The organism is Burkholderia sp. BE12 (genome assembly GCF_002959955.1).
In the GTDB taxonomy this organism is placed as follows: domain Bacteria; phylum Pseudomonadota; class Gammaproteobacteria; order Burkholderiales; family Burkholderiaceae; genus Burkholderia.
Genome location: NZ_PREY01000001.1, coordinates 355,178 through 380,759 on the forward strand (window position 1 = coordinate 355,178; position 25,582 = coordinate 380,759).

Sequence of the window (25,582 nt, forward strand, 5' to 3'; positions counted from 1 at the left end):
ACAGCGCACGCGCGTCGCGGCCGCGATGTGCCGAGGGGGATGCCGTCGCAATCGGCAGGGGTGATTCCGCCTTCCATCCCGATTCGAACCGGGGCCTTCACGCCGGCTGTGCGACCGGCTCCGTCCGCGCGCAACACACGCGGTTCCTGCCTTCGCGCTTGGCGCGGTAGAGCGCCATGTCCGCCTGATGCGCGAGCGCGTGCACGGAAGCATGCCGCGCGCGCCGACCGGTTGCACAGCCGATGCTGACGGTGAAGGCCGGAACGGTTTCGGCAAACCCGTCGAGCCGGTTGCGTTCCACCTCGCGGCGAATCGCGTCGGCCACCTGCGCGGCGCCGTCTTCGTCCGTATCGGGCAACACCGCGACGAATTCCTCGCCGCCGTAGCGCGCGGCGAGGTCGCCGCGCCGCCGCGTATGCGCGCGGATGCATTCGGCGAGAAAGCGCAGCGCGGTGTCGCCCAGCGCGTGCCCGTGCCGGTCGTTGTACTGCTTGAAGTGATCGGCGTCGATGAACAGCACCGACAGGCTCCCGTCGCTGCCGCGTTGCAGCCGCTCCCATTCGTCGGCCAGCGCGGTATCGAGCGCGCGACGATTGTGCAGTCCGGTCAACGGATCGGTACGCGTGAGATCGGTCAGCAGCGTCTGCTTGCGGAAGTTGTCCCGCAATGCGAAGGCAAGCAGCCAGACCACCGCGCAGAACGATACGCCGATCACGGATGCCGACACGCCGACCGTCCACGACAGGCGCCGGATGCCGGCCAGCACGTCGCTTTCGGCCGGCGCGACGACCGCGATCAGCGGCGTGCCCGGTATCCGCTGGTACGTATACAACCGCACGGTGCCGTCGAGGCTCGAGCGCGCGGGATAGAAGCCCGATTCGCTGTTCACCATCCGCTTGAAGGATTTCGACAGACGCAGGCGGCTCATCTGGCCTTCGTTCAACGAAGGGTTTCTCGCGAGGATCGTGCCGTCCGCGCGCACGATCGCGCTGACCCCGTTCGGCCCGACGTCGAGACGGGACAGGAGCTGCTCGAAGTAAGCGAGATCGACGGCGACGACCGCGATCCCGTCGAACGCATGATCCGGCCGCTCGATGCGCCGCGACAGCGCGATGGATTCCTTGCCGTCGCGCGAGCGGGCGCGATAGGGCTGGGATACGTAGAGCCCGACGTTGTCCGCATCGCGATGAACCTTGAAGTAGTCGCGATCGCCGAAGTCCCACCGGTGGGTCGAGCTGCAGCACCCGTCGATCAGCCGGCCGTGCCGGTCGGTCACGCCCATGCCGGTCACGTATTGCGCCGCGGTGCGCTCGAACAGCAGGTCGTGCCGTAACCCGGCGTCCATGCGCTGCACGCCCGGCTTGCCGAGATCGGCCGCCAGCGCGACCAGCGCGGTGTTCGACGTTTCGACCGTCCTCGCGATCTGGCTCGCCAGTACGGCCGCGACGTTGCGCGACGTCTCATGTGCGTGCACGACGACTTCGCTGCGCGCGGCCCACAGCGTCACCGCGCTGATTCCGAGCGCCGCGAGCGACATCAGCGTGCCCAGCGCGCCGACGACGAACGGATTGCGTCCGGCCCAGTCGGCGATTTTCTCGATCGAAGTGAATGCGGGCATGCTCGCGCTCGTTGTGAGATGCCAGCTGCGATTGCGCCAGCGCGGATTCCAATCCCGGTTAACGGCACGGTTCAGGAAAAATCGAGGCCGGCATGGCCGCCCGTCGGCCACATCGGCATCGCGTGACGGCGCAAACGTGTGCGGTCACCCAGGCATGCGGCAATACGCCCGAACGCCATCCGGACACATGCGGCTCATGTTGATTGATAACCATCCTGCATCAATCGTTCCGAAAATCGCACTTATCGTTTGATCGATACCGCGCCAACATGCCGGAAAACGACAATCGACCAGCCCCTCCCGCGTATTTCAGGTTTTCAGGAGACACCCCGATGCACCCCTCGTCCCGCCTTCCGGCCGAACGTTCGAAGGCCGCCGCGATCTTTCGCGTCACGGCCGGCAATTTTCTCGAGCAGTTCGACTTTTTCCTGTTCGGCTTCTACGCCACGCAGATCGCCAACGTCTTCTTCCCCGCGCAAAGCGAGTTCGCGTCGTTGATGATGACCTTCGCCGTGTTCGGCGCCGGCTTCCTGATGCGGCCGCTGGGCGCGATCGTGCTGGGCGCGTACATCGACGAGGTCGGCCGACGCAAGGGCCTGATCGTCACGCTGACGATCATGGCGAGCGGCACCATCCTGATCGCGTTCGTGCCGGGCTACGCGACGATCGGGCTGCTCGCGCCCGTGCTCGTGCTGACCGGCCGGCTGCTGCAGGGCTTCTCCGCGGGCGCCGAACTGGGCGGCGTATCGGTCTATCTCGCCGAGCTGGCGACGCCCGGCCGCAAGGGCTTCTTCACGAGCTGGCAATCGGCCAGCCAGCAGGTGGCGATCGTCATCGCGGCGGGCCTCGGCTTCGCGCTCAATCAGTGGTTGAGCGCGTCGCAGATCGCCGCCTGGGGATGGCGCGTGCCGTTCTTCGTCGGCTGCATGATCGTGCCGTTCATCTTCATGCTGCGCCGCAACCTGGAGGAAACCCATGAATTCAAGGCCCGCAAGCATCGTCCGGGCATGAAGGAAGTGTTCGGTACGCTGGTCCAGAACTGGGGCGTCGTGGTCGCCGGCATGATGCTGGTCGCGATGACCACGACGAGCTTCTATCTGATCACCGTCTACGCACCGACCTTCGGCAAGACGGTGCTGCATCTGAGCACCGCCGACAGCCTGCTCGTGACGCTTTGCGTCGGCGTGTCGAACTTCGTGTGGCTGCCGATCGGCGGTGCGCTCTCCGACCGGATCGGCCGCCGGCCGCTGCTGGTCGGCATGACGATGCTCACCGTCGTGACCGCCTACCCGGCGCTGACGTTCCTCGCTCACGCGCCGTCGTTCGTCAACATGCTGCTCGTCCTGCTCTGGCTCTCGTTCATGTACGGGATCTATAACGGTGCGATGATCGTCGCGCTCACGGAAGTGATGCCCGTGCAGGTGCGCGTCGCGGGCTTCTCGCTCGCGTACAGCCTCGCGACGGCCGTGTTCGGCGGCTTCACGCCGGTCATCTCGACCGGGCTCATTCACATGACGGGCGACAAGGCCGCACCGGGCTACTGGATGAGCTTCGCCGCGATGTGCGCGTTGCTTGCGACGTTCGCGCTCTATCGCCGCCGTGCAGCGACGTTGACGCCGGCGCATTGAGGTCCGGCCCCTCCGGCATGCCAACCCACATCCACGAATCCGCACGACCACGACCATGAGAAATCCGTTCCTGACATTCTGCGCGACCGCGCTCGTCGCCACCGCGGCGTTGGCGGCCAACGTACAGGCCGCCGAACTGCACGTGATGAGCTCGGGCGGCTTCACCGCCGCCTACAAGGTGCTCGGCCCCCGGTTCGCGTCCACGACGGGCAATACGCTCGCTACTGCGCTCGGCCCGTCGATGGGCAAATCGCCCGAAGCAATTCCGAACCGGCTCGCGCGCGGCGAGCCCGCCGACGCCGTGATCATGGTCGGCTACGCGCTGGACGATCTGATCAAGCAAGGCAAGGTCGCTCCCGAATCTCGCGTCGAGCTGGCCGACTCGCGCATCGGCATGGTCGTGCGCGACGGCGCGGCAAAGCCCGACATCAGCACCGCCGAGGGCCTCAAGCAGGTGCTGCTGCACGCGAAATCGATCGCCTATTCGGACAGCGCGAGCGGCGTGTATATCGAACGCGCGCTGTTCAAGAAGCTCGGGATCGAGGAGCAGGTGAAGTCGAAGGCGAAGATGATCCCGCGGATTCCGGTGGCGTCGGTCGTCGCGAACGGCGACTACGAAATCGGCTTCCAGCAGGTCAGCGAGCTGCTGCCCGTCAAGGGGGCGAGCTTCGTCGGCAAGATTCCCGAATCGCTGCAGTCCGTCACGCGCTTCGCCGCCGGCATCCCGGTCGGCGCGCAGCATCCGCGGGAAGCGAAGGCGCTGCTCGACTTTCTTGCGTCGCCCGACGTGCAGGCCGACGTGAAATCGACCGGCCTGGATCCGGTTTCCGCACATTGAGCCCGATCGACGGGAAGGCGCGTATCAGACCGTCTTTCCGTCGCCGTCGCCGCCTGCCGCGGCACGCGCTTCATCGGCCCCGGCCGACGCGAGCCGCTGCGCGAGGCGCGTGCGATCGCATGCACCTTCCCACGCCGACACGAAGATCACCGCGCACGCATTGCTGATCACGCTGGTCAGCGCGCGCGCTTCCGACATGAAGCGATCGATGCCGACCAGCAGCGCGACCCCGGCGACGGGCAGGTCGGGCATGACGGCGAGCGTCGCGATCAGCGCGACGAGCCCGCTGCCGGACACGCCGGCCGCCCCCTTGGACGTGAGCAGCATGATCGCGAGCATCGTCGCGATCTGCGGCGCGGAAAGCGGGACGTCGCATGCCTGCGCGATGAACAACGCCGCGAGCGTCAGATAGATCGCGGTACCGTCCAGATTGAACGAATAGCCGGCCGGCAGCACGAGCCCCACCACGCCTTTGTCGCAGCCGAGCGCTTCCAGCTTGACGATCAGGCGCGGCAGGACCGGCTCCGTGGACGAGGTCGCGAGGACGATGAGCAACTCTTCGCGCAGGTAACGCAAGAGCCGCCACAGCGCGAAGCCGTGCAGCCGCGCGAGCGGTGCGAGCACCAGCGCGACGAACAGCGCGCAGGCCACGTAGAAGGACATCATCAGCTTCGCAAGCGAACCGACCGAGCCGATGCCGAAGCGGCCCACCGTGAACGCCATCGCGCCGAACGCGCCGAGCGGCGCCAGTCGCATGATCATCGCGAGGATGCGAAAGACGACCTGGGCGATGCCGTCGATCAGCGCAAGAACGGGGCGGGCGGTGCGCGGATGCGCATTCAGCGAGAAGCCGAACAACAGCGACAGCAGCAGCACCGGCAACACTTCGCCGCTGGCGAACGCGCCGAGCATCGTATCCGGAATCACGCCGAGCGCGAACGCCACCAGGCTGCGCGGCTCCGCATGCTTCGCGTACGGCGCCAGGATGCTCGCATCCAGATGATGGACGTCGATGTGCATGCCGGCGCCCGGTTGCAGCCCGTACGCGGTGACGAGCCCGAGCGCGAGCGCGGCGGCCGTCAACAGATAGAAGAGCGCGAGCGCCCGCACGATCGTGCGGCCGATGGCCCGCCCGTTCGACAACGACGTGATGCCCGACACGATCGTGCAAAAGACGATCGGGGCGATGGTCATCTTCACGAGCCCGACGAACGCGTCGCTGAGCGGCTTGAGCATCGAGCCCGCCGCCGGCCACACGTGACCGATGGCGATGCCGAGCATCATCGCGAGCAGGACCTGCACGTAAAGCGATTTGAGCAGCCGGGTCCACCTCACGATGCAATCTTCCTTCGTTTGCGTTCCGGCGTCGTCATGCCGATGTGCCGCTGCCGACGGCGTCGCCGCGCTTCGCGTCGACGATCATCCGGTGAAACGCCTCGGCGGCCGGCGTCAGCGAGCGCCCGCGCCGCTTGACGATGCCCACGCGCCGTTTCACGGCCGGCTCGACGAGCGGCACGCTCGTGAGGACCGGGTGGTCATGCCCCGGCATCGCCATCGATGGCACCGCGGCGACGCCGAGCCCCGCCTCGATCAGCCCGAGCAGGGTCGTGACGTGGCGCGCCTCGCAGACGCTCGGCTTACGCGGCGCGACGGCGGCCAATGCCTGGTCGAGCAGCAGGCGGTTACCGGAAGTCTTGTCCACCGATACGTAATCGTGTTCGTAAAGTTCGTTCCAGGTCACGCGCTTCTTGCGCGCGAGCGGATGGTCGCGGCGGCACGCGGCGACGAACCGTTCCTGGAGCAGCACCTTGAATTCGATCTCCGCCTCCTGGCTGCCGATAAAGCTCACGCCGAAATCCGCCTCGCCGCTGATCACGGCGCCGAGCACCTCGTTGGCGCCGGCGTCGAGCAGCTTCACCCTGATGCGCGGAAAGCGCTGATGATAGCGGGCGATGATGGGGGGCAGGAAGTAGTAGGCGACCGACGGCACGCAGGCGATCGTCACGTGGCCCAGGCGGCTCGACGACACGTCGCGGATGCCGAGCAGCGCGGCGTCGAGATCGTCGAGCAGTTGTTCGGCGCTCTGCGCGAACACGCGGCCGACGGTGGTGAGTGCGACGCGGCGCGTGGTGCGTTCGAACAGCCGCACGCCGAGTGCGTCCTCGAGCTTGTCGATCCGGCGGCTCAACGCGGGCTGGGAGAGGCTGACCGCTTCGGCGGCCTTGCGGAAACTGCCCGTTTCCACGACCGCGCGAAACGCCTGCAAGTCGGTCAAATCGAAATTGATGCCCACCGGTCACTCTCCGCCACTCAGATGCGCAGCATTTTGCATGATTCGGTCCGCGCCATGCGTGTCGCGTCGTCCATGCGGCGGCGTTGGCGCGGCGCGGTGTGCTGCCCAGCCGAGGCCACGCCGCGAATCGATCGTCCCGGCGCGCTTCCTGTTGTACCGTATCGCTTTTGCCCGGGCAACGATTCAGCGCCGGCGTTAGCCCCGGCCAGCCGGGCGAGCCGCTCTCTTCAACGGACTCCAGCATGCGCATTCCGCCGCTCAAGGCCATCATTGCGTTCGAAAGCGTCGCCCGGACCAAAAGCGTCAACCGTGCGGCGCAAGAGCTCGGCCTGACCGCGTCCGCGGTGAGCCATCAGCTCAGCAACCTCGAATCGCAGATCGGTCAGCCGCTGTTTCAGCGTTCGGGGCGCGGCCTCGTCCTCACGCCGACCGGCGAACGCTACCTGGCCGACGTCACCGGCTCGCTGGCCGACCTGAGCCGCGCGACCGAGCGCGCGTCGAGCCGCACCGAAGTGGACATCCTGCGCGTGCATTCGAGCCCGAGCTTCGGGCTGATGTGGCTGCTGCCGCGGCTGTCGTCGTTTCAGGAGGCGAACGGCGATATCCAGCTGAACCTCGCGTGCTCTTACGAAAACGTGTCGTTCTCGAACGGCTTTTACGATATCGATGTCCGGCACGGCTACGGCAACTGGGACAACCTCGAGGTCCGGACCGTGCGCGGCGAATTCATCGCGCCGCTCGCGTCGCCGCGCTATCTCGAACGGCATCCGGTGAACGCGCCGGAAGACCTGCTCGCGCATCGGCTGATCTATTCCGAAACGCCGCTGGTCCAGTGGAAGCAGTGGTTCGGCCGGACCGGCGTGCCGCTCGCGGCCCAGAAGACCTTCGATTTTTCGTTCGACCGTTCGTACATGTCGCTCGAAACCGCCGCATTGGGCCTCGGCATCGCGCTCGAAAGCCTGATGCTCGCGTCGGTGAAGATCCGCGAAGGGCTGCTGGTGCCGGTCTTCGACGCGGCCCATGCGGTCGAAGTCGGCGCGCATCATCTCGTTTACCCGCGGCAGAACGCGGAGCTGCCGCGCGTGAAGCGCTTCCTGGCATGGATCGAACGGGAAGTGGCGGCGCACGCGCGGCCGGCTTGAACGCGGCGCCCGACGGCGCTCGCGATATTGCGCTGCAGCACCGGCCGCGCGCCGTCACCTGAAATTTTCTCAACGATGTCTGAGCGTTTCCGCGTTGATGCGGGTGTCCGCCGAGCCGACACTCTGCACACACATCAACACAGGAGACGAACCATGTTGCTCGACGACAAGGCCATCATCGTGACCGGCGCCGCATCGCCGCGCGGTATCGGCAAGGCCACGGCCCGCGCGCTGGCCGCGCAGGGCGCACGCGTGGCGATCCTCGACCTGCGCCGCGAAGACGCGCAAGCGGCCGCCGCCGAACTCGGCCCGGATCATCTCGGCTTCGCGTGCGACGTGACCGACCGCGACGCGTGCGTGGCGGCAGCCCGCGCGGTGCTGGAGCACTTTGGCCGTATCGACGGCCTCGTGAACAACGCCGGCATCACGCAGCCCGTGCGCACGCTGGATATCTCGGCGCGCGACTTCGATGCGATCGTCGACGTGAACCTGCGCGGCACGCTCTACATGTCGCAGGCGGTGTTGCCCGCGATGAAGGCGCAGCGCAGCGGCAGCATCGTCTGCATGTCGTCGGTATCCGCGCAACGCGGCGGCGGCATTTTCGGCGGCCCGCACTACAGCGCCGCCAAGGCCGGCGTGCTCGGCCTCGCGAAGGCGATGGCACGCGAATTCGGCGCCGAGCGCATCCGCGTCAATTCGATCACGCCGGGCCTGATCCAGACCGACATCACCGGCGACAAGCTGACGCCCGACATGCGCGAGGACATCATCAAGGGCATTCCGCTCGGCCGGCTCGGCGATGCCGCCGACGTCGCCAATGCGTGCCTGTTCCTGCTGAGCGACCTGTCGAGCTATCTGACGGGCGTCACGCTCGACGTCAATGGCGGGATGCTGATTCACTGAGAACGGCGCCGCCCGATGCGCGGCGCCGACCATCATGCACCCGGGACGACCCGGGGCCATGGCAGGAGACAAAGATGAGAGCAAAGTACCCCGCACCGCCGGTCCAGGGCGAGACGCTGCAACGGGACGATGCGCCGACGTTCGAGGCGGCCACCTACGCGAAGGTTGCCCGACGGCTGATCCCGTTCCTGATGTTGTGCTATCTCGGCGCGTATCTCGACCGTGTCAACGTCGGCTTCGCGAAACTGCAGATGCTCAACGACCTGCGCTTCAGCGAGACGGTCTACGGCATGGGCGCAGGCATCTTCTTCCTCGGCTATTTTCTGTTCGAGGTGCCGAGCAACCTGATCCTGCATCGCGTCGGCGCGCGTCGCTGGCTCGCGCGCATCATGCTGACGTGGGCGGCGATCTCGGCGAGCTTCGTGTTCGTCAAGTCGCCCACCGCGTTCTACGTGCTGCGGTTTCTGCTCGGCGTCGCCGAAGCAGGCTTCGCGCCGGGCGTGATCCTGTACCTCACGTACTGGTTCCCGTCGGCGCGGCGCGCGAAGGCGCTGTCGCTGTTCTTCATGGCGATTCCGCTCGCCGGGATCATCGGCGGGCCGCTGTCGGGCGCGATCATGCATTCCCTGCACGGCGCGATGTCGATGGCGGGCTGGAAGTGGCTGTTTCTGCTCGAGGCGCTGCCTTCGTTCGTGCTGGGTTTCGCGATCCTGCTGTATCTCGACGATGGCATCGCCGGCGCGAAATGGCTGACCGACGCCGAAAAATCCCTCCTGGCGCGCAACGTGTCGGCCGATGCCGAGCACACCACCGCCCACCTGTCGATCCGTACGTTCGTCGCGGACCGACGCCTGTGGCTGATGGCGGCGATCTACTTCTGCGTGGTGCTCGGCCAGTACGGCCTCACGTTCTGGCTGCCGACGATCATTCGCAAGGCCGGCGTTGCCGATCCGCTGTGGGTCGGCCTGTTCACCGCGATTCCGTATGCCTGTGCGATCGTCGCGCTGCCGCTGATCGGCATCAGCGCGGATCGTCGCCGCGAGCGCCGCCTTCATCTCGCGGTGCCGATGCTGGTCGCGGCGGCGGGCTTCGCCACGTTGCCGATGCTCGGCAGCGTCGGCGCGTCGATCGTGTGCCTGAGCATCGCGTCCGCCGGCATCCTCGCGTCGTCGTCGCAGTTCTGGTCGCTGCCGACCGCATTGCTGGGCGGGGTGTCGGCGGCGGCGGGCATCGCCGCGGTCAATTGCTTCGCGAACCTCGCCGGTTTCTTCTCGCCGGCGATTGTCGGCTGGCTGAACGACCTGACCGGCAAGTCCACCGCGGGACTCGTGTTCATCTCCGTCGCGATCGCGGTCGGTGCGCTGTTGGTGTTCCTCGTTCCGCGATCCGTCAACCGCTGATTCGATTTGTATTCCTTCCGATCCGATAATGGAGCTATCGATGGACAACGAAACCATCCATGAAGCGGCCACGCTCGCCGAGCGCGCGTACCGCATCCGTAGAAACGCCGTGCTGATGGGCGAAGTGCAGGGGCAGGGCTATGTCGGCCAGGCGCTCGACATCGCCGACGTGCTGGCCGTCGCGTATTTCGGCGCGATGCGCTATCGCGCCGACGATCCCGAATGGGAAGGGCGCGACCGCTTCCTGCTGTCCAACGGGCACTATGCGATCGCGCTGTACGCGGCGCTGTTCGAAGCCGGCATCCTGCCGGCCGCGGAACTCGAGACCTATGGCAGCGACGACAGCCGTTTGCCGATGTCCGGCATGGCGAGCTATACGCCCGGCATGGAAATGTCCGGCGGCTCGCTCGGGCAGGGCCTGACGATCGCGGTCGGCCGTTGTCTCGGCCTGAAGCGCAAGGGCTCGGATGCGTTCGTCTACACGCTGTTCTCGGACGGCGAGCTGGACGAAGGAGCCATCTGGGAAGGGCTGATGTCGGCCGCGCACTGGCGGCTCGACAACCTGATCGCGATCGTCGACGTGAACAACCAGCAGGCCGACGGCCCGTCGACCCAGGTCATGGCGTTCGAGCCGCTGGTCGACAAGCTCGAGGCGTTCGGCTGGTACGTGCAACGCGTGGACGGCAACGACATCGACGCGGTGAAGCGTGCGTTCGACCAGGCGCGCCGGCATGGCGCGCCGCAGCCGCGCATCATCGTCTGCGACACGAAGATGGGGTGCGGCGTGCCGTTCCTCGAGGCACGCGAGAAGAGCCATTTCATCCGCGTCGATGCGCACGAGTGGCAACTCGCGCTCGACGCACTCGAAGCAGGGAGACAGGCATGAGCACCGTCGACAACAAGCCGCGTCTGAAGACGTCGGCGATGATCGCGTCCATCGCGGCGGAAGGGCAGGCGACCCGCGCTGCGCCGTTCGGCCATGCGCTGACCGAACTCGCCCGCACGAACGACAACGTGATCGGGATGACGGCCGATCTCGGCAAGTACACCGACCTGCACATCTTCGCGAAGGCCTTCCCCGAACGTTACTACCAGATGGGCATGGCCGAGCAACTACTGATGGGGGCCGCCGCCGGGTTCGCGCACGAAGGCGCGCAGCCGTTCGTCACCACCTATGCGGTGTTTGCGACGCGCCGGGCGTACGACTTCATTCATCAGGCGATTGCCGAGGACAATCTCGACGTGAAGCTGGTGTGCGCATTGCCGGGGCTCACGACCGGCTACGGGCCGAGCCACCAGGCCGCCGAGGATCTGGCGCTGATGCGCGCGATGCCGAACATGACCGTGATCGATCCGTGCGACGCGCTGGACATCGAACAGATGGTGCCGGCCATCGCCGCGCACAAGGGGCCGGTGTACGCCCGCCTGCTGCGTGGCAACGTGCCGGCCGTGCTCGACGAATACGATTACCGTTTCGAACTCGGCAAGGCCAAGCTGCTGCGCGACGGCAACGACGTGCTGCTGATCTCGTCCGGGATCATGACGATGCGCGCGCTCGAGGTAGCGAAGGCGCTTCAGGGCGATCGCGTCGATGTCGCCGTGCTGCACGTACCGACGATCAAGCCGCTCGATACGGCGACCATCGTCCGCGAGGCCGCGCGCAGGGGGCGCATGGTCATCGTCGCCGAGAACCATACGGTGATCGGCGGCCTCGGCGAAGCGGTCGCGACCGCGTTGCTCGGCGCCGGCGTCGCGGTCCCGTTCCGGCAGATCGCACTGCCGGATGCATACCTCGCCGCGGGCGCGCTGCCGACGTTGCACGAGCGGTACGGGATCTCGGCTGGCGCGATGGGCGCGAACATCAAGTCTTGGCTCGGATGATCGGGCGATCGTTCGACACCCGCGTGTCGATGCGAAACGAGATCTCGCCGGTCGGCGATGCGAAGCGGTCGGGGTTCGGCCGCGGCGGGGCGCACGCCGGCATCGGCGACCATCGGACCGTCAAATGCCGGTGCCTGGCGGTTTGAGCGTCGGTGAGTGACCCGGCTACCCGCGCACGGTAACCCCGCGGCAAACCTGTTCGCCGGCGTGGCAGCCGGGCCGTCGCCGATGGCAAGCGCAACGTGCGTCAGGCTTGTCGTCGTGCGCGCGGTACCTTGTCCAAATCGCGGCTCGGCCCGGCTCGATTTCGTCTCACATACCGGTCCGACACGACCGACCGTCGCTGGATCCATGCGAGCCCGAGTTCGAGCGCCTGGTCGCATGCTTCGCGGGTATCGGCGAAGTCGCCGTCGACGCCGAGCGCCCGGCTTTCACCGTCGCGATCCATGAGGATCGCCGTCGCCGAATAGCGGCCCGTCTCCGTGTCGGTCACCACGGCCCGGACCGTATATCCGCCATGTTCGATCGTCCTGTTGATCTGCATCGGATGCCTCCTGCATGGAAATACGACATGTGCGACGACTCGCTTGCGCGGTGCCGGTACTTCACGCCGCGACCGTAAGCGCGGGTGCCCGCACCCGGCGGTCGAAGCGGCGCAAGCGACGCGGACCGCGCCGGGTCGATGAAACGCGCCCGGCGCGTCCGTTTACCCCGCCATCACCTCGATCCGCCGCGGTTTCGCTTCCTCGCGCCGCGGGATGCTCAGTTTCAACACGCCGTCGCGCAGTTGCGCGTCGATGCGCGACACGTCGAAATCCGGGCTGAGCGTGAATGCGCGCGAGAAGTGCGGATGCTGCACTTCGCCGTGCTGCAGGCGCAATCCCGCTGGCGTCGGAACGACGGCCTCCGCTTCGATGGCAAGGCTGCCGTCGTGCACGCGGACGTCGAGCTTCTCGCGCGGCACGCCCGGCAGGTCCGCGTACAACGTGATGCCGTGCGCATCCTCGACGATGTCGACGGCCGGCGCAATACGCGTGCGCGGCGTGTCGTGCTGAGCCGCTTCACGGTTCGTCACGGCCGTTCGAGTGTCGGCCGCACGGGTCGTCAGTTCGGTCGTATTGGTGTCACTCATGATGTCCTCCGTCATGCGTTCGTGACGTCGTGCTGCTTACTGGACCGCAATCGCGCGCGGCTTCGATGCTTCCGACTTGCCGATGCTGATCGTCAGGCAGCCGTTCGTATAGCGGGCCTCGATCTTGTCGGGGTCCGCATGTTGCGGCAGTTCGATCACGCGGCGGAATGCGCCCATGAAACGTTCGTTCGCGTAGACGCGCCGCTCGTCGTCGGTCGTGCCATCGTCCGGCGGTGTGCGCTCGCCGCTGATCGACAGTAGCCGGCGATCGACGGAGATGTCGATCCTGGCGGGGTCGAGACCCGGCGCGAAGGCGACGATCTCCACCGTGTCGTCGGTACTGCCGATATTGACCGGTGGAAACGCACCGGGCCGCGGGGCGCGCAGACTGGCCGGCAAGCCCGTGAACATACCGGCCATCTGCCGTTGCAGGCGGTCGAATTCCGCCAGCAGATCGGAGGGGAAGAAGATATCGCTCATGACTCGCTCCTGTTGTGCCCCCTGCGGGGGACGTACCGGACCACGCGCTCCAGTTCGTCCATCCGCGAGAGGGTCGCTGACTAACAAATCGAAACACGCAGCGCGTAAGCCGCGACTGCCTTGAGCGATACCTAAAATAGGATACGCCGCGTGAATTTCAAGGGGGGCGACGGCTCACCGGTCGTTCCCCGATTCCGGCGGGCAAGTGGCGGGTCGCGGCCGCGCCGTGAGGGCCGCCGCCTGATCGCCCGATGTCGGCATGCGGTGCACGTCAGCCGTCCGACCGGGCGCCGCCTATAATCGCTATCAACCTTTCCGGCAAATCGCGGTTACCAAGGTGAGGAGGGTGTCCAAATGGAAGACTGCCGTCGCATCCGTTCGCGCTGGGTCCTCGCCAGCTCGATCGCCGGTCTGACCATGCTGGCGTGCCCGGTACCCGCGCACGCCGAGGACGATCCTTCGAGCCCGCCGGGCGGGCTCAAATCATCTGAGCGAACGCTCAACGCCTATGCGGTGTATGGCGACGGGCGCGCGACCGAGGGTGGCGATATGCATTGGCGTGCGTACGAAGTCGGCTTCGGCGACGTCTTGAACGATTACCTGTCGGTCTACCTTGCATACTTGAACGAAGGGCATCCGGCGGATCATCATCGCGACGGCTTCGCTGCCCTGGGTTCGTTTCGTTGGCCGGTCGGCAGTCGTCTGGCGCTCGAATTTTCGGCGGGCCCGTATTTCAGCATGGACACGACACATGTCGACGACCGGGCACGCAATGAAAAGCGCTGGGGTGTGCGTGCGTCGGCGGCGGTGCGGTATTACGTCGTGCCCAAGCGCTTCTTCCTCAAGGTGCAGTACAACCACGTCCAGATGATTGGCGGATTCAATTCCGACGCCGTGCTCTTCGGCATCGGCTCGGATTTCGGCGGCGATCCTCGCCCGGCGTTTTCGGACGGCAAGACGCAGGTCAGCGTCTGGGCCGGGACGTCGCAGACGAACCGTCCTCAAGTGCCGATCGAAAAGGGATACATGGTCGAAGTCAAGCGGCCGCTCGGCAATGCGTGGGCTTATTCGGCGAGCTTCGTCTACGAAGGCAACAATGGCGTTGCCGGCCGACGAGGCGTGGCCGCGCAATTCTGGTACGTCGCGCCGATCAAGAGCAAATGGACGCTGTCGGCAGGCGTCGGTCCGTATCTCTCGCGGGATCGGGACGAGACCTCGGGCAAGACGCGACTCAATGCGTTGCTCAGCGCGCAAGTAACCTATCAGGTCACGAACGATTGGGCGGCAAGCTTGCGCTTCAATCGCGTCGCAACCGGCAACGACAAGGACCAGGACATGTTCATGGTCGGCGTGGCGCGCAATTTCTAGGCACTCGTTCTGGTGCGCCGGGTCATTCTGTCGAGCGCGCTGACTATTCGAACTGGCTCGCGAGCACGCTCGACTTTTTCCGTCGGCTTCCGCTGGGGCCAGCTTTTACGCGTCGTTCAACCAGGGCATTTCCACGGGCGACACGACCAGTTGCCGGAATTCGCGTTTCAAATCGAAGATGAACCCGACCAGGATCATGGAGTCGGCGTAAGGAATCGGAAAGACATGCGGATTTTCCGGAGTGCGCAGGGGACGATCGGGAGTGTCCGCCGTTGCCGCGGCGTTCTCGCGAACGCTTTCCAGTTCATCGGCCATGGCCGCGCCACTGACTTGCAGCACACGGCTGCGCAGGTCGCTGAAGGGCTCGATGCGCGCAGCGTCTTCGTGGTATTCGGGCACTTCGTATACGAACCAGGACATTTTCGTCTCCCATGAGAAGGGGCGCTATTCTAACGCTACGCGAGAATCCACCGAAAAATCGGGGCCGCCCACTTCTCCAAGCACATCCACGAGCCCTGCGAGGTCATCGCATCCCGAGCGGATCGCAGCAATGTCACACTTCGGATAACACCTGGTGCGCCGCGCGAACAACCGCATCTACCGTAATGTCAAACTTGTCGTACACGTCTTTGATTTTCCCGGACTCGCCGAAACTGTGCATTCCGACGAACCGGCCTTCCGGACCGATGTACCGCTCCCATCCCAGTTCGACCGCCGCCTCGACCGCGACTCTCGCGGGAGAGGTGCCCAGCACGGCCCGTTGGTAATCGCGTGGCTGCTCCTCGAAGAGCAGGCGGCACGGCATCGATACAACGGCCGTCGGCACGCCTTCGTGCTGCAGGACGTCGCGTGCCTGGACGGCGAGGTCGACCTCCGAACCTGTCGCGAGCAGCGTGAGTTGGCGCGGTCCGCCATCGGCCTCCCGCAAAATATAGGCACCCCGTGCCGACTTGTTTTCGTTTCCAGGCTCGTTGCGCAGGAGCGGGACCGGCTGTCGTGACAATGCGAGGAGGGCAGCCCTGCGGGGCTGTTCGAGAATCAGTTCCCAGCACTCTGCCGTTTCGACTGGATCGGCCGGCCGATAGACGGCGAGTTGGGGAATGGCCCGAAGGGCGGCAAGATGTTCAACGGGTTGATGAGTCGGGCCATCTTCGCCGAGACCGATGGAATCGTGCGTCATCACGAAGATGGATCGCACCCGCATCATCGCGCTTAACCGGATCGCCGGTCGACAGTAGTCCGAAAAACAAAGGAAGGTGCCACCGTACGGAATGAGGCCTCCATGAAGGGCAATGCCGTTCATGGCCGCGGCCATGCCGTGTTCGCGGACGCCGTAGTGAAGGTATGAACCTTTGAACCGGCCAGGCTCGATTGCGATTTGATTTTTTGTCTTCGTATTGTTGGACACCGTAAGGTCCGCCGAGCCGCCGAGCAATTCCGGAATCACGTCGAAGAGACGGTCAAGCACTTCGCCGCTGGCCTTGCGGGTGGCCATTTCACGACCACTGGCAATAAAAGCCTGCCGTGCCGCGGCAATGGCCTGCTTCCAGTCATCGGGAAGCTTGCCCGCATTGCGCCGCTCGAATTCGGTACGCAGCGCCTGCGGTGCCCGGCGGACACGCTCTTCCCACGCGAGTCTTGCGTCGCGGCCGCGCGCCCCGACCTCCCGCCATGCTTTCAGCAGGTCATCCGGGATTTCGAACGGCGGTGAATGCCAGTCGAGGGTCTGTCGTGCGCCCGCGATTTCATCCTCGCCCGGCGCGTCGCTATGGGCTTTCTCGGTTCCAGCCTTCGTCGGAAAGCCGAAACCGATGATCGTCCTGCATGCGATCAAGGTCGGTCTGTCATTCGTTGTCCGAGCGGTCTCGATAGCACGCCGTATCGCATCCGTATCGTGGCCGTCGATTTCCAGGACGTGCCATCCAGCCGAGTGAAAGCGCTCGATTTCGTTGTCCGAGACAGCGAGCTTGGTGGCCCCGTCGATGGAAATCGAATTGTTGTCCCAGAACGCGATCAGTCTGCCCAACCGGAGGTGGCCGGCCAACGAAATGGCCTCGTGGCTGATGCCCTCCATCAGGCAACCGTCACCGAGAAATACGTATGTGTAGTGATCGACGAGATCATCGCCGAAGTTCGCATTCATCACGCGTTCGGCCAACGCCATGCCGACGGAGTCCGCGATGCCTTGTCCGAGGGGACCGGTAGTCAGTTCGATGCCATCGGCATGCGAGTACTCCGGATGACCGGGTGTCTTGCTGCCGACTTGCCGGAACCGCTTGAGCTCGTCCAGGGTCATGTCGGAATAGCCGGTGAGATAGAGGAGGCTGTAGAGGAGCATCGACGCGTGGCCGTTGGAAAGTACCAACCGGTCTCGATCGATCCAGTGGGGGTCCGATGCATCGAATTGGATGAACTCCTTGAACAGGACGGTCGCGACGTCAGCCAATCCCATTGGCGCACCGGGATGACCGCTGTTGGCTTTCTGGACTGCATCCATCGTGAGGAAGCAGATACAGTTCGCCAGCGCGCGAAGATGTGGGTCTCGTGGGGACGGCACCGATTTCGCAGTCGTGCCGGAATTTGTGGTGGGATCGCTCATCGGTTCTCCTATGTTGGCGAGGAAAGATGAGGCTACGGTGCAATATGCATACCTTGTCGGCGGTGGCGAGGTTATGGGGTGTAAAGATTCGACCCTTTTAAATTAACAAATACTATTTATGTAATGTGCGAATCGTGTTCCGACGCGAGTGACTCGACGAGAGCCCGACCGGGTTCGGTCTCGTACATGGCACCCGACCCGCCACCGCGTTTAGTACGGTGCGCGCGGCATGCCCATCCGCATTGAAATCGTGTATCGATGGCGCGCAACGTTGGTCGCGCGCTTACTGGTCTCGTCCAAATCCACGTCAACCTATATGCGTGCCACGCTCCTCCGCGAGCAGACGACGATAATGAGGCAGTGCGCCGAACAGCAGCCACGCAGCGAGAGCGGACGCGATCGTACAGATGATCCCGATCGAGCCACCGACCATCTTCGGATTGCCGAACACACGGTCGGTGAAGACTGCGATCAGCGTAGGTCCGAGCCCAAAACCGATCAACTGCGCGAAGAACGAGTAGAGCGCCCCGACGGTGCCGCGCATGCGGCTGGGCGCGACGAGTTGCAGAGCCGCGGCCATGCACCCCGTCGGCAGCGTAAAGAAAAACACGGTGCCGCCGGCTGCGACCAGCGTACCCGTTGCATCAGGCACAAACGGGATACTCGCGCAGCACAGCAACATCGGGATCATCGCGAACGCTGCCGCGCGCAACGGTGCGTCCTCATAGCCGCGCTGTTCGAAGCGGCGCACCACCCAGGGGCCCGACAGTGCCCCCGCAATTCCGCAGCAGACCACCAGCGCGCCGAAACGAAATCCGACCAGCGCAGCGGGCATGCCGTGCGAACGGATCAGGTAGGTCGGCATCCACGCGGGCATGCCCAGCACGACAATGGCGAGCATGCCGACGCCGAGCAATATGCGTGCGTAGAACCCGCGCCGAGCCCAAAGAAATGCGGCGGATTCGCGGGTCGAGAACTGGCGGTCGTCCGCGCTACCGCTGACGACCTTGCTGCGCATGGGCTCGCGCACGGTCAGCCACACGAGCAACGCAAACAGCATGCCTGGAAGCCCGATCAACACGAATGCCAGTTGCCAGGTCTCGAATCCGGCGAGCGCTGGTAATTGCTGGCGAACGTTGCGGGTGAACGAGATGACGAGGCCGCCGGCGACGAGAGAGAGTCCACCGCCAAGCATCGGGCCGAGAATGAACACGCTCATCGCGCGCGGCATCTGCTTCGCCGAAAAGCAGTCGGCAATCAGCGACAACGCGATCGGGAACACGCATGCTTCACTAGCCCCGACGCCAAAGCGCGCCAGGAACAGGCCCTGGAACGTCGTGGCCTTGCCGCACAGCGCCGTAAAAATGCACCATAGGCAAATGCCGACCAGCAGGATGTTGCGCCGGTTGGTTACGTCGACGAGTCGACCGAATAGCGGTGATGCGATCAGGTACGCGGAAATGAATGCGACCCCTTGCACGAGGCTGAGTTGCGTGTCGGAGATACCAAGCGAATGCCGGATCGGATCGACGAGCAGATTGAGAAGCTGGCGGTCGATGTACGCAAGCGAATATGCCAGCGTGACGATGACCAGGATGTACCACGACCGAAGACTGTCGTGGACCACTCTTGGCGACGATTGTCCCGTTGGTGCTTCATCCACGCCGTCGATGGGTGGTACGTCATTCATGGCATTCCTCATCTTATCTCCAATGCGGTCGATGGATTCATGTGAAGGGTTGGTGTCGAGCCGATAGGCTGAATGCGCGCCCGTCGGGTCATTCGCATCCGTGCAATCTTGATTTCGGTGCGGCGCATCGGCGGTTCCACCGGCACATCGCATTTAATCGAACAATTGTTAGTTAGTTTGGCGTGCCCCAAAGTGATTCGCCATGAGTGTTATCCACTAAGCACGGTTGCCACGACACCTGAGCTGCCACGCGAACTTCGCACGTAGCGTCGTCGGGCTTGTTGTTGCTTGGCAAGCTCGTCCCAATCCTCCTGAAACAGGCATTCGCATAGGGGTTTGACCGGATGGAGCGCACGCATTCTTGTAATCAAGCTATCGTTAGTTAGATAAATGCGCGGACCTCGAACAGGCCGAATCAGCTCGGATATCGCCATGTATTTTGAAGTACGGAATGCGAAACGTTTCTGGTGGCGTGCGAAGCCGATGGCACCCCAGGTCGAAGCCGGAAAGATGGCGCGCGGACATCTGGGTGCTGATGTCGCGAGGGTACGCATGACGCTTTGAGATGACGCGATGCGCTGCAGCTCATTTCGGGCTCGGGTGTTGCGTTTCAAATTGGAGGAGCACGATGACTGACGATGAATCACGCGATTCGAAGCGTTTGCCCATAGGCTTCGAATCCCTCGAACCGTTTCTCGATCGCTGGAATGCGCCGACGTCGCACGCGCGCTGGATCAATCGGGCGGCCACGCCGTACGCGGAGATTGTGGCGTTTTACGAAGCGATGTCCGCGCGGAGGCGACTGTCCATCTCGAGCAGTTTCCGCTCGACGACATGCCAATGCCGGAGCAGAACCTGTTTCGCTTGCTGCTCGCGATGTGCCACGCCGCGATCGCAGTCGAGATGCACGAGACGTCGGGCATCAGGCATGCGCCGCCGGTTCACGCATTGACGATCACTACCGGCTTTCAGCCGCACGGTTGAGCGCGCCACGTCGATTTGATTCGAATCCCGCACCCAAACCCTTTTAAGGAGCTGGCATGAATCACCCTGGCGAACTCAAACCGAGCTTGACCGAATCCGTCGGCCTGTCGACGAAGCCGATGCCGACCACGCTGTACACGGATCCGGAACAATACGAAATCGAACGCGAACGAATCTTCCGCCGTGCGTGGCTGATGGTGGGCCGTGTCGAGCGGATCCCGAAGCCGGGCGATTTCTTCGTGAAGGATCTTGCGGTTGCGAAGGCGTCCGTGATCGTCGCGCGTTCGGAGGACGGCAACGTCCGCGCGTTTCACAACGTGTGTGCGCATCGCGCGAACATCGTGGAGCACCGCCCGAGCGGTAACGCCAAGCGTTTCGTCTGCCGTTATCACAGCTGGGGATACGGCAACGCGGGCGAGTTGGCGAACGTGCCCGACGAAGCCGGTTTCTTCCATCTCGACCGGAAGAAATGCGGGCTCACACCCGTCGCACTCGACGTGTGGGACGGCTGGATCTTCATCAACATGGCGCCCGCGCCGGAGGTGAGCCTCGCCGAGTTTCTCGGTCCGATGGCGGAAGCGCTGTCTGGCATCGACTATCCGAACGCCGACAACACGATCGTGCTGCGCGGCGAATTCAAGGCGAACTGGAAGGCGGTGGCCGAGAACTTCAGCGAGGTGTATCACATCGCGTCGATCCACCCGAAGACGTTCGCGCCCATCTACACCGGCAGGGAGAATCCGTTCGGGCGGCCCCTGAGCGCGAACCTGCGCGGCGCCCATCGCTCGTTCTCGCTTTGGCTGAACCAGAACGTCGCGGTGCCGGAGAAGGCGAAGGTAGCGCGCTGGCTGTTTTCGGCGGGCGAAACGGTGACCGGCACGCGCAACGTCGCGCAGGCCAATCCGCTCACGGAGCATCGCGGCGTGAACCCCGATCGGCATCCGAACTGGTCGCAGGACGTGAACTGGTTCTTTCCCAACTGGCATCTGCAGGTCTCGGCGAACCAGTTCTGGACACATGAATTCTGGCCGACGTCGGTGAATACGACGATCTGGGAGGCGCGCTTCTACAACAAGAAACCGAAGAGCGTGCGCGAGCGCCTGCAGCTCGAGCATTTCACGTCGCACATCTCCGACGGCATGCTCGAGGATCTCGGCAACATCGAATCGATGCAGACCGGCATGGAGACGGGCGCCAAACCGTTCGTTTATTTCAACGAGAGCGAGCTCCTGTGCCGACACGGGCTCGAGCAGGTCGTCCGGTGGTCGTCGGCGTCGACCGTGAAGGACGCGATCGCGTAGTGGAGAAGTCCGCGATCGGACGCTGCCGAAATGGTGGCGACGATCACGGACGTATCGATCGGGTGGGGCCGCGCAGCGTCGTTCCTCCGGTGCCCCCCCACACGTTAGCCGAAATCGTTCGACGCCCGTTTCGACGGGCGGTGAGATCGGCACGTCGCGCAGATGCCCGAGCTTGCCGGGCGCCTGCCGCAATCAAGCGGTATCGAACAACCGCGCGCTCGGGACGCTGTCCGCCTTCGCATCCTCGACCAGCATCGCGGCGGCCTTCTCGCCGATCATGATCGTCGCCGCATTGGTCGCACCGGAGATCGGCAACGGCATCACGGACGCGTCGGCGATGCGCAGCCCCTGCACGCCGCGCACGCGCAGCCGCGCATCGACCACCGCCATCGGATCGCTGTCGGGCCCCATACGCGCGGTGCCGTTGTGGTGATAGACGGTGCCGCCGCGCTGGCGCGCGAACGCGAGGATCTCGTCGTCGGTCCGGACGTCCTTGCCGGGGAACATCTCGTCGACGTAGTACGGCGCGAACGGCCTGGCCTGTAGCACGGCGCGCGCCATCTTGACGACGGCCACCATCGCACGCTGGTCCGATTCGTCGGTCAGGTAGTTCGGCTGCACCTCGGGTAGCACGTCGATGTTTGGGGAGCGCGCCTTGACCCAGCCGCGGCTGTCGGGCCGCTGCTTGTGGCCGCCCAGCGTCATGCCCGGGTAGCGATCGAGCAGGCCGGGCAGACCTTCCTGATAGCTGCCGGGCGTGAACGATACCTGCAGGTCGGGGCGCGCCAACGACGGCTCCGAGCGGAAGAAAAAGCGCATCGGCACCGGGCCCATGCTCAGGATGCTCGGCCGGCCGAGGAAGTAGCGCGCGATCTCGCGGGCCAGCGGCAGGCCGCGCCCGCGCTCGTTGAGGGTGGGGACGTCCTTGACCTTGACGGCCACGCGCAGGTTGAAGTGATCGACCAGGTTCGCGCCGACGCCGGGCAGATCGATCTGCGTCTGCACGCCGATGGTGCGCAGATGCGCATCGTCGCCGATGCCGGAGATCTGCAGCAGGCGTGGCGTGTTCAGCGCGCCCGCCGAGACGATCACCTCGCGACTGGCGCGCACCTCGCGCTCCGGGGCGCCGATGCCACCCGCCCGGTATCGCACGCCGGTCGCGCGCCGGCCGTCCAGCAGCACGCTGGTGGCGGGGCTGTCGGTCCGTAGCGCCACGCGTCCGCTTCTGATGGCCGGATGCAAGTACGCCCGTGCGGCGCTCCAGCGTCGCGGCAAGCGGCCGCGCGTGTCGATCATGAAATGCCACGGCCCGACGCCGTCCTGCGCTTCGGCGTTCGAGTCGGCCACGTACGGATAGCCGAAGCTCTTGACCGCTTCGACGAACAGCTCGCACAGCAGCGCCGGCATGATCGGGTCGGTGACGATCAGCGGCCCGCTGCGGCCGCGGTAGCGGTCGTCACCGGGCCCGATACGCGTCTCGGCCTTCTTGAAGTAGGGCAACACGTCGTCGTAGGACCAGCCCGGATTGCCGAGCGCGGCCCAGCCGTCGAAGTCGGCATGTTGCCCGCGGTTGTAGACCATGCCGTTGATCGAACCCGATCCGCCCACGACCTTGCCCTGCGTCAGTTCGATCGTGCGCCCAGCAGTGCCAGCGATCGGCTCGCTGCGAAAGCGCCACACGAGCCGGTCGTTGAAGAGGTTCTTGATGTAGCCGGCCGGAATGTGGATGAACGGGTTGGTATCGGGCGGGCCGGCTTCCAGCACGCACACGGTATGGCCGGCTTCGGCGAGCCGCGCGGCCACGACGCTGCCGCCGCTGCCGGCGCCGACGACCACGTAGTCGAAGGTTTCGCTCATGGGTCAGGCATCCAGATTGAAATTGATGGTCTTCAGTTCGGTGAACGCCTCGATCGTCGACCAGCCGCCTTCGCGGCCGACGCCCGAGCGCTTGATGCCGCCGAACGGCGCGTTCGGAATGCTGGCGAAGCCGTTGACGCCGATCGCGCCGCTCTTGACCGCGCGAGCGACGCGAAAGGCACGGCTGACGTCCGTCGTATATACGCAGCCGGCCAGGCCGTATTCGCTGCCGTTCGCGATGCGTATCGCTTCTTCTTCCGTATCGAAAGGAATCACAGACAGCACGGGGCCGAAGATTTCCTCTTGCGCAATCCGCATGTCGTTGCGCACGTTTGCAAAGAGCGCCGGCTCTACCCAGTTGCCGATGCCGAGCGCGCCGCCCGGCACACCGCCGCCCGCCAGCAGCGTCGCGCCTTGCGCACGGCCGGTTTCGACGTATTCGAGCACGCGCGACTGGTGACGCCGGGAGATCATCGGCGCGGACGTGGTGATGGCGTCGAACGGATCGCCGAACCGCACCTTCGCGAGTTGCGCCTGCGCGTGATGCAGAAACTCGTCCATGATTGACCGATGCACGATCGCGCGCGACGGCGTGGTGCAGACCTGCCCCGACAGGAAGGTGGAACACAGCCCCATGAGCGCCTGCGCCGTGGCCGGCACGCTGCGCGTGTCGGGAAAGACCAGCGCCGCACTCTTGCCGCCGAGTTCCAGCGACAGGCGCTTCATAGTCGGCGCGCTCGCTACCGTAATGCGTTCGCCGACGAGCGGGCTGCCGGTGAATGTCACCTTGTCGATCCCGGGATGGGACGTGAGCGCGGTGCCCGTTTCGGTGGCGCCGGTCACGAGGTTGAAGACGCCGGGCGGCAGATCGCTGTCGGCCAGGATCTGCGCGAGCCGGCTCACGGCGAGGTTGGTGAGTTCCGACGGCTTCACGACGACGGTACAGCCGCAGGCCAGCGCCGGCGCCACCTTCATCGCGAACGTCATCACGGGGCCGTTGTACGGCAGGATCGCCGCGACGACGCCGACCGGGTCGCGAAACGTCATGTACTGCATGTTCGACGCGGCGGAGAAGATCGGCAGCGTGTCGCCGTTGATCTTGTCGATCCAGCCGAGGAAATGGTCGAAGATGTCGGCGGCGGCTTTTGCCGACACGCGCGAGTTGCGGCTGAACGTGTACGGAATGCCGTTGTCGAGCGTCTGCAATCGGGCGATTTCGTCCTCGGCCGCATAGAGCCGCTCGACGATGGGTTGCAGCAGGCGCTTGCGTTCCTGCGCGCGCATGCGCGGCCACGGGCCTTCGTCGAACGCCTTGCGTGCCGCTGCCACCGCGAGCGCGACACCGCGCGTGCCGGCCTCGGCGAAGCTCGTCATGACTTCGTTCGTGCAGGGATTGATCTGGTCGAAACGCGCATCGGGCCAGTCGAGCCATTGGCCGTCGATGAACAGGCGGCCGGGGTTGACGTTCAGCGCATCGAGCCGGGAAACGAGACTGAGCATGGATTCGTGCAAGTAAGGGGTTTACTTCGGTACGCCGGTGAACACGTAGTTGCCGTCGGCGTCCTGGCTGACCAGCCCGAACGACGGCGAGCAGAAATGCGTGCAGGTAAACAGCGTGGCGCTTCCACCGAGGCGCGACAGCAGCGTATGCCGCGTGGTCGCCGATTGCGCGTGGTCGTAGTCCAGCACCAGCGCCATCTCGGGCCGCGCGATCTGGACCGGGTGATGCATCGCGTCGCCGGCGATGATGAACCGCTCGGTACCCGCATCGATCGCGACGGCGATATGACCGATCGTGTGCCCAGGCGTGGCGAACACCGAGATGCCGTCGCCGAGATCGGTATCGCGATCGATGAAGTTCGCGAGCCCCGCGTCGACGACGGGCTGCACCGATTCGTGAAACGAAATGTTCTGCGCGTCGTACATCGCGTCGTTCGCGTCGCCCTGTTGCGCGAACGCGTATTCCGCCTTGCCGAAGTGGTAATTCGCGTTGGGAAAGGTGGGCAGCCAGCGGCCGTCCTGCTTGTATGTGTTCCAGCCGACATGATCGAAATGCAGGTGCGTGCACAGCACGTCGGTCACGGCCTGGCGATCGATGCCGGCCTGCTTGAGCGTAGCCAGGAAGTCGAGCCGCAGATCGGCGAACGCGTCGAAACCGGCGATGTTCTTGTCGTTGCCGACGCAGGTGTCGATCACCAGGATGCGCTGGCCGATCCGCACGATGAAGCACTGGCTGACGGCACGCATGCGGTGTGCTTCGTCCACGTAGGGCGGCTTCATCCACGGAATCGACTTCATCACGTCGGGCGTGGCCTCGGGCAGCAGTGCGCCGAGAATCCCGCTGATGTCCATCTCGACGATCTGCACGACTTCCGCATGGCCGATCCGCGAGCGAATGGTATGCAGCAACGGCATGGTGATTGTCCTCGGAGTGGGTTGCACGACGGAGCACGCTGAACCGCACGCCG

At 65.0% G+C, this 25,582-nt stretch carries 22 protein-coding genes; 10 read left to right on the plus strand and 12 right to left on the minus strand.

Translation table 11 applies throughout. The annotated features are described in order from the left end of the window. Positions 1 to 97: 97 nt before the first annotated feature. The gene (locus tag C4B30_RS01575) at positions 98 to 1,618 is read right to left on the minus strand and encodes a GGDEF domain-containing protein (protein ID WP_027786630.1); all 1,521 of its coding nucleotides are present in this window, start codon (positions 1,616 to 1,618) and stop codon (positions 98 to 100) included. 332 nt (positions 1,619 to 1,950) lie between these two features. Here C4B30_RS01575 and C4B30_RS01580 point away from each other — a divergent pair, with 332 nt between their 5' ends. Both C4B30_RS01580 and C4B30_RS01585 read left to right on the plus strand, forming a co-directional pair. Beyond that, positions 1,951 to 3,246, plus strand: coding sequence for an MFS transporter (locus C4B30_RS01580; RefSeq protein WP_027786631.1), 1,296 nt, complete (start codon positions 1,951 to 1,953; stop codon positions 3,244 to 3,246). A gap of 55 nt (positions 3,247 to 3,301) precedes the next feature. Continuing rightward, positions 3,302 to 4,084, plus strand: coding sequence for a substrate-binding domain-containing protein (locus C4B30_RS01585; protein WP_089502470.1), 783 nt, complete (start codon positions 3,302 to 3,304; stop codon positions 4,082 to 4,084). A 24-nt stretch (positions 4,085 to 4,108) separates the two neighbouring features. Here C4B30_RS01585 and dctA read toward each other — a convergent pair whose 3' ends face one another. Both dctA and C4B30_RS01595 read right to left on the minus strand, forming a co-directional pair. Continuing rightward, positions 4,109 to 5,419, minus strand: a complete 1,311-nt coding sequence (gene dctA / locus C4B30_RS01590; protein ID WP_027786633.1) for a C4-dicarboxylate transporter DctA — start codon at positions 5,417 to 5,419, stop codon at positions 4,109 to 4,111. A gap of 34 nt (positions 5,420 to 5,453) precedes the next feature. Continuing rightward, entirely contained in the window at positions 5,454 to 6,377 is a 924-nt protein-coding gene (locus C4B30_RS01595) for a LysR family transcriptional regulator (protein ID WP_027786634.1), read from the minus strand. Between the two features lie 242 nt (positions 6,378 to 6,619). Here C4B30_RS01595 and C4B30_RS01600 point away from each other — a divergent pair, with 242 nt between their 5' ends. From C4B30_RS01600 to C4B30_RS01620, 5 genes are all read left to right on the plus strand, one after another. Beyond that, positions 6,620 to 7,519, plus strand: a complete 900-nt coding sequence (locus C4B30_RS01600) for a LysR substrate-binding domain-containing protein (RefSeq protein ID WP_027786635.1) — start codon at positions 6,620 to 6,622, stop codon at positions 7,517 to 7,519. A 153-nt stretch (positions 7,520 to 7,672) separates the two neighbouring features. Further along, entirely contained in the window at positions 7,673 to 8,422 is a 750-nt protein-coding gene (locus C4B30_RS01605; protein WP_027786636.1) for an SDR family NAD(P)-dependent oxidoreductase, read from the plus strand. A 74-nt stretch (positions 8,423 to 8,496) separates the two neighbouring features. Next, entirely contained in the window at positions 8,497 to 9,822 is a 1,326-nt protein-coding gene (locus tag C4B30_RS01610) for an MFS transporter (protein ID WP_027786637.1), read from the plus strand. Positions 9,823 to 9,862: 40 nt separating this feature from the next. Continuing rightward, positions 9,863 to 10,708 carry a transketolase gene (locus C4B30_RS01615; RefSeq protein WP_027786638.1) on the plus strand — a complete coding sequence of 282 codons (846 nt, stop codon included), beginning with the start codon at positions 9,863 to 9,865 and terminating at the stop codon, positions 10,706 to 10,708. Next, complete coding sequence (locus C4B30_RS01620) at positions 10,705 to 11,703, plus strand: transketolase family protein (RefSeq protein WP_027786639.1); 999 nt, start codon at positions 10,705 to 10,707, stop codon at positions 11,701 to 11,703. Before C4B30_RS01615 ends, C4B30_RS01620 begins: the two co-directional genes overlap by 4 nt. Positions 11,704 to 11,950: 247 nt before the next feature. On the opposite strand, the gene C4B30_RS01625 is transcribed toward C4B30_RS01620, so the two are convergent. The 3 genes from C4B30_RS01625 to C4B30_RS01635 form a co-directional block, all read right to left on the minus strand. Further along, positions 11,951 to 12,247, minus strand: a complete 297-nt coding sequence (locus C4B30_RS01625; protein WP_027786640.1) for a hypothetical protein — start codon at positions 12,245 to 12,247, stop codon at positions 11,951 to 11,953. Positions 12,248 to 12,409: 162 nt separating this feature from the next. Further along, positions 12,410 to 12,835, minus strand: a complete 426-nt coding sequence (locus C4B30_RS01630) for an Hsp20/alpha crystallin family protein (RefSeq protein WP_027786641.1) — start codon at positions 12,833 to 12,835, stop codon at positions 12,410 to 12,412. Between the two features lie 36 nt (positions 12,836 to 12,871). Beyond that, positions 12,872 to 13,315 carry an Hsp20/alpha crystallin family protein gene (locus C4B30_RS01635; protein WP_027786642.1) on the minus strand — a complete coding sequence of 148 codons (444 nt, stop codon included), beginning with the start codon at positions 13,313 to 13,315 and terminating at the stop codon, positions 12,872 to 12,874. A gap of 354 nt (positions 13,316 to 13,669) precedes the next feature. Between C4B30_RS01635 and C4B30_RS01640 the strand changes: the two genes are divergently transcribed. Further along, complete coding sequence (locus tag C4B30_RS01640; protein WP_027786643.1) at positions 13,670 to 14,683, plus strand: hypothetical protein; 1,014 nt, start codon at positions 13,670 to 13,672, stop codon at positions 14,681 to 14,683. A 105-nt stretch (positions 14,684 to 14,788) separates the two neighbouring features. On the opposite strand, the gene C4B30_RS01645 is transcribed toward C4B30_RS01640, so the two are convergent. The 3 genes from C4B30_RS01645 to C4B30_RS01655 all read right to left on the minus strand — a co-directional run bounded on the left by C4B30_RS01645 (position 14,789) and on the right by C4B30_RS01655 (position 18,972). Continuing rightward, positions 14,789 to 15,103, minus strand: a complete 315-nt coding sequence (locus C4B30_RS01645; RefSeq protein WP_027786644.1) for a hypothetical protein — start codon at positions 15,101 to 15,103, stop codon at positions 14,789 to 14,791. 133 nt (positions 15,104 to 15,236) lie between these two features. Beyond that, positions 15,237 to 17,282, minus strand: coding sequence for a transketolase (gene tkt / locus C4B30_RS01650; RefSeq protein WP_027786645.1), 2,046 nt, complete (start codon positions 17,280 to 17,282; stop codon positions 15,237 to 15,239). Positions 17,283 to 17,589: 307 nt separating this feature from the next. Next, positions 17,590 to 18,972 (minus strand): spinster family MFS transporter, encoded by a 1,383-nt coding sequence (locus C4B30_RS01655; protein WP_227789672.1) that lies wholly within the window; start codon positions 18,970 to 18,972, stop codon positions 17,590 to 17,592. 840 nt (positions 18,973 to 19,812) lie between these two features. Here C4B30_RS01655 and C4B30_RS35115 point away from each other — a divergent pair. Together C4B30_RS35115 and C4B30_RS01660 are read left to right on the plus strand one after the other, a co-directional pair. After that, on the plus strand, positions 19,813 to 19,956 hold the full coding sequence (locus C4B30_RS35115; RefSeq protein WP_155257387.1) for a hypothetical protein: 144 nt from the start codon (positions 19,813 to 19,815) through the stop codon (positions 19,954 to 19,956). Between the two features lie 56 nt (positions 19,957 to 20,012). Next, positions 20,013 to 21,257 (plus strand): aromatic ring-hydroxylating oxygenase subunit alpha, encoded by a 1,245-nt coding sequence (locus tag C4B30_RS01660; protein ID WP_027786647.1) that lies wholly within the window; start codon positions 20,013 to 20,015, stop codon positions 21,255 to 21,257. Between the two features lie 192 nt (positions 21,258 to 21,449). Here the strand turns inward: C4B30_RS01660 and C4B30_RS01665 are convergent, their stop codons facing one another. Genes C4B30_RS01665 through C4B30_RS01675 form a run of 3 tightly spaced genes read right to left on the minus strand, consistent with a single transcriptional unit; the run spans position 21,450 to position 25,529 of the window. Further along, a complete protein-coding gene (locus tag C4B30_RS01665) occupies positions 21,450 to 23,114 on the minus strand; it encodes a GMC family oxidoreductase (RefSeq protein ID WP_027786648.1) in 1,665 nt (554 codons plus the stop codon). A gap of 3 nt (positions 23,115 to 23,117) precedes the next feature. Next, positions 23,118 to 24,614: an aldehyde dehydrogenase family protein gene (locus C4B30_RS01670; protein ID WP_027786649.1), complete on the minus strand. Its 1,497-nt coding sequence runs from the start codon at positions 24,612 to 24,614 to the stop codon at positions 23,118 to 23,120. 21 nt (positions 24,615 to 24,635) lie between these two features. Next, positions 24,636 to 25,529, minus strand: a complete 894-nt coding sequence (locus tag C4B30_RS01675; RefSeq protein WP_027786650.1) for an MBL fold metallo-hydrolase — start codon at positions 25,527 to 25,529, stop codon at positions 24,636 to 24,638. Positions 25,530 to 25,582: the final 53 nt, after the last annotated feature.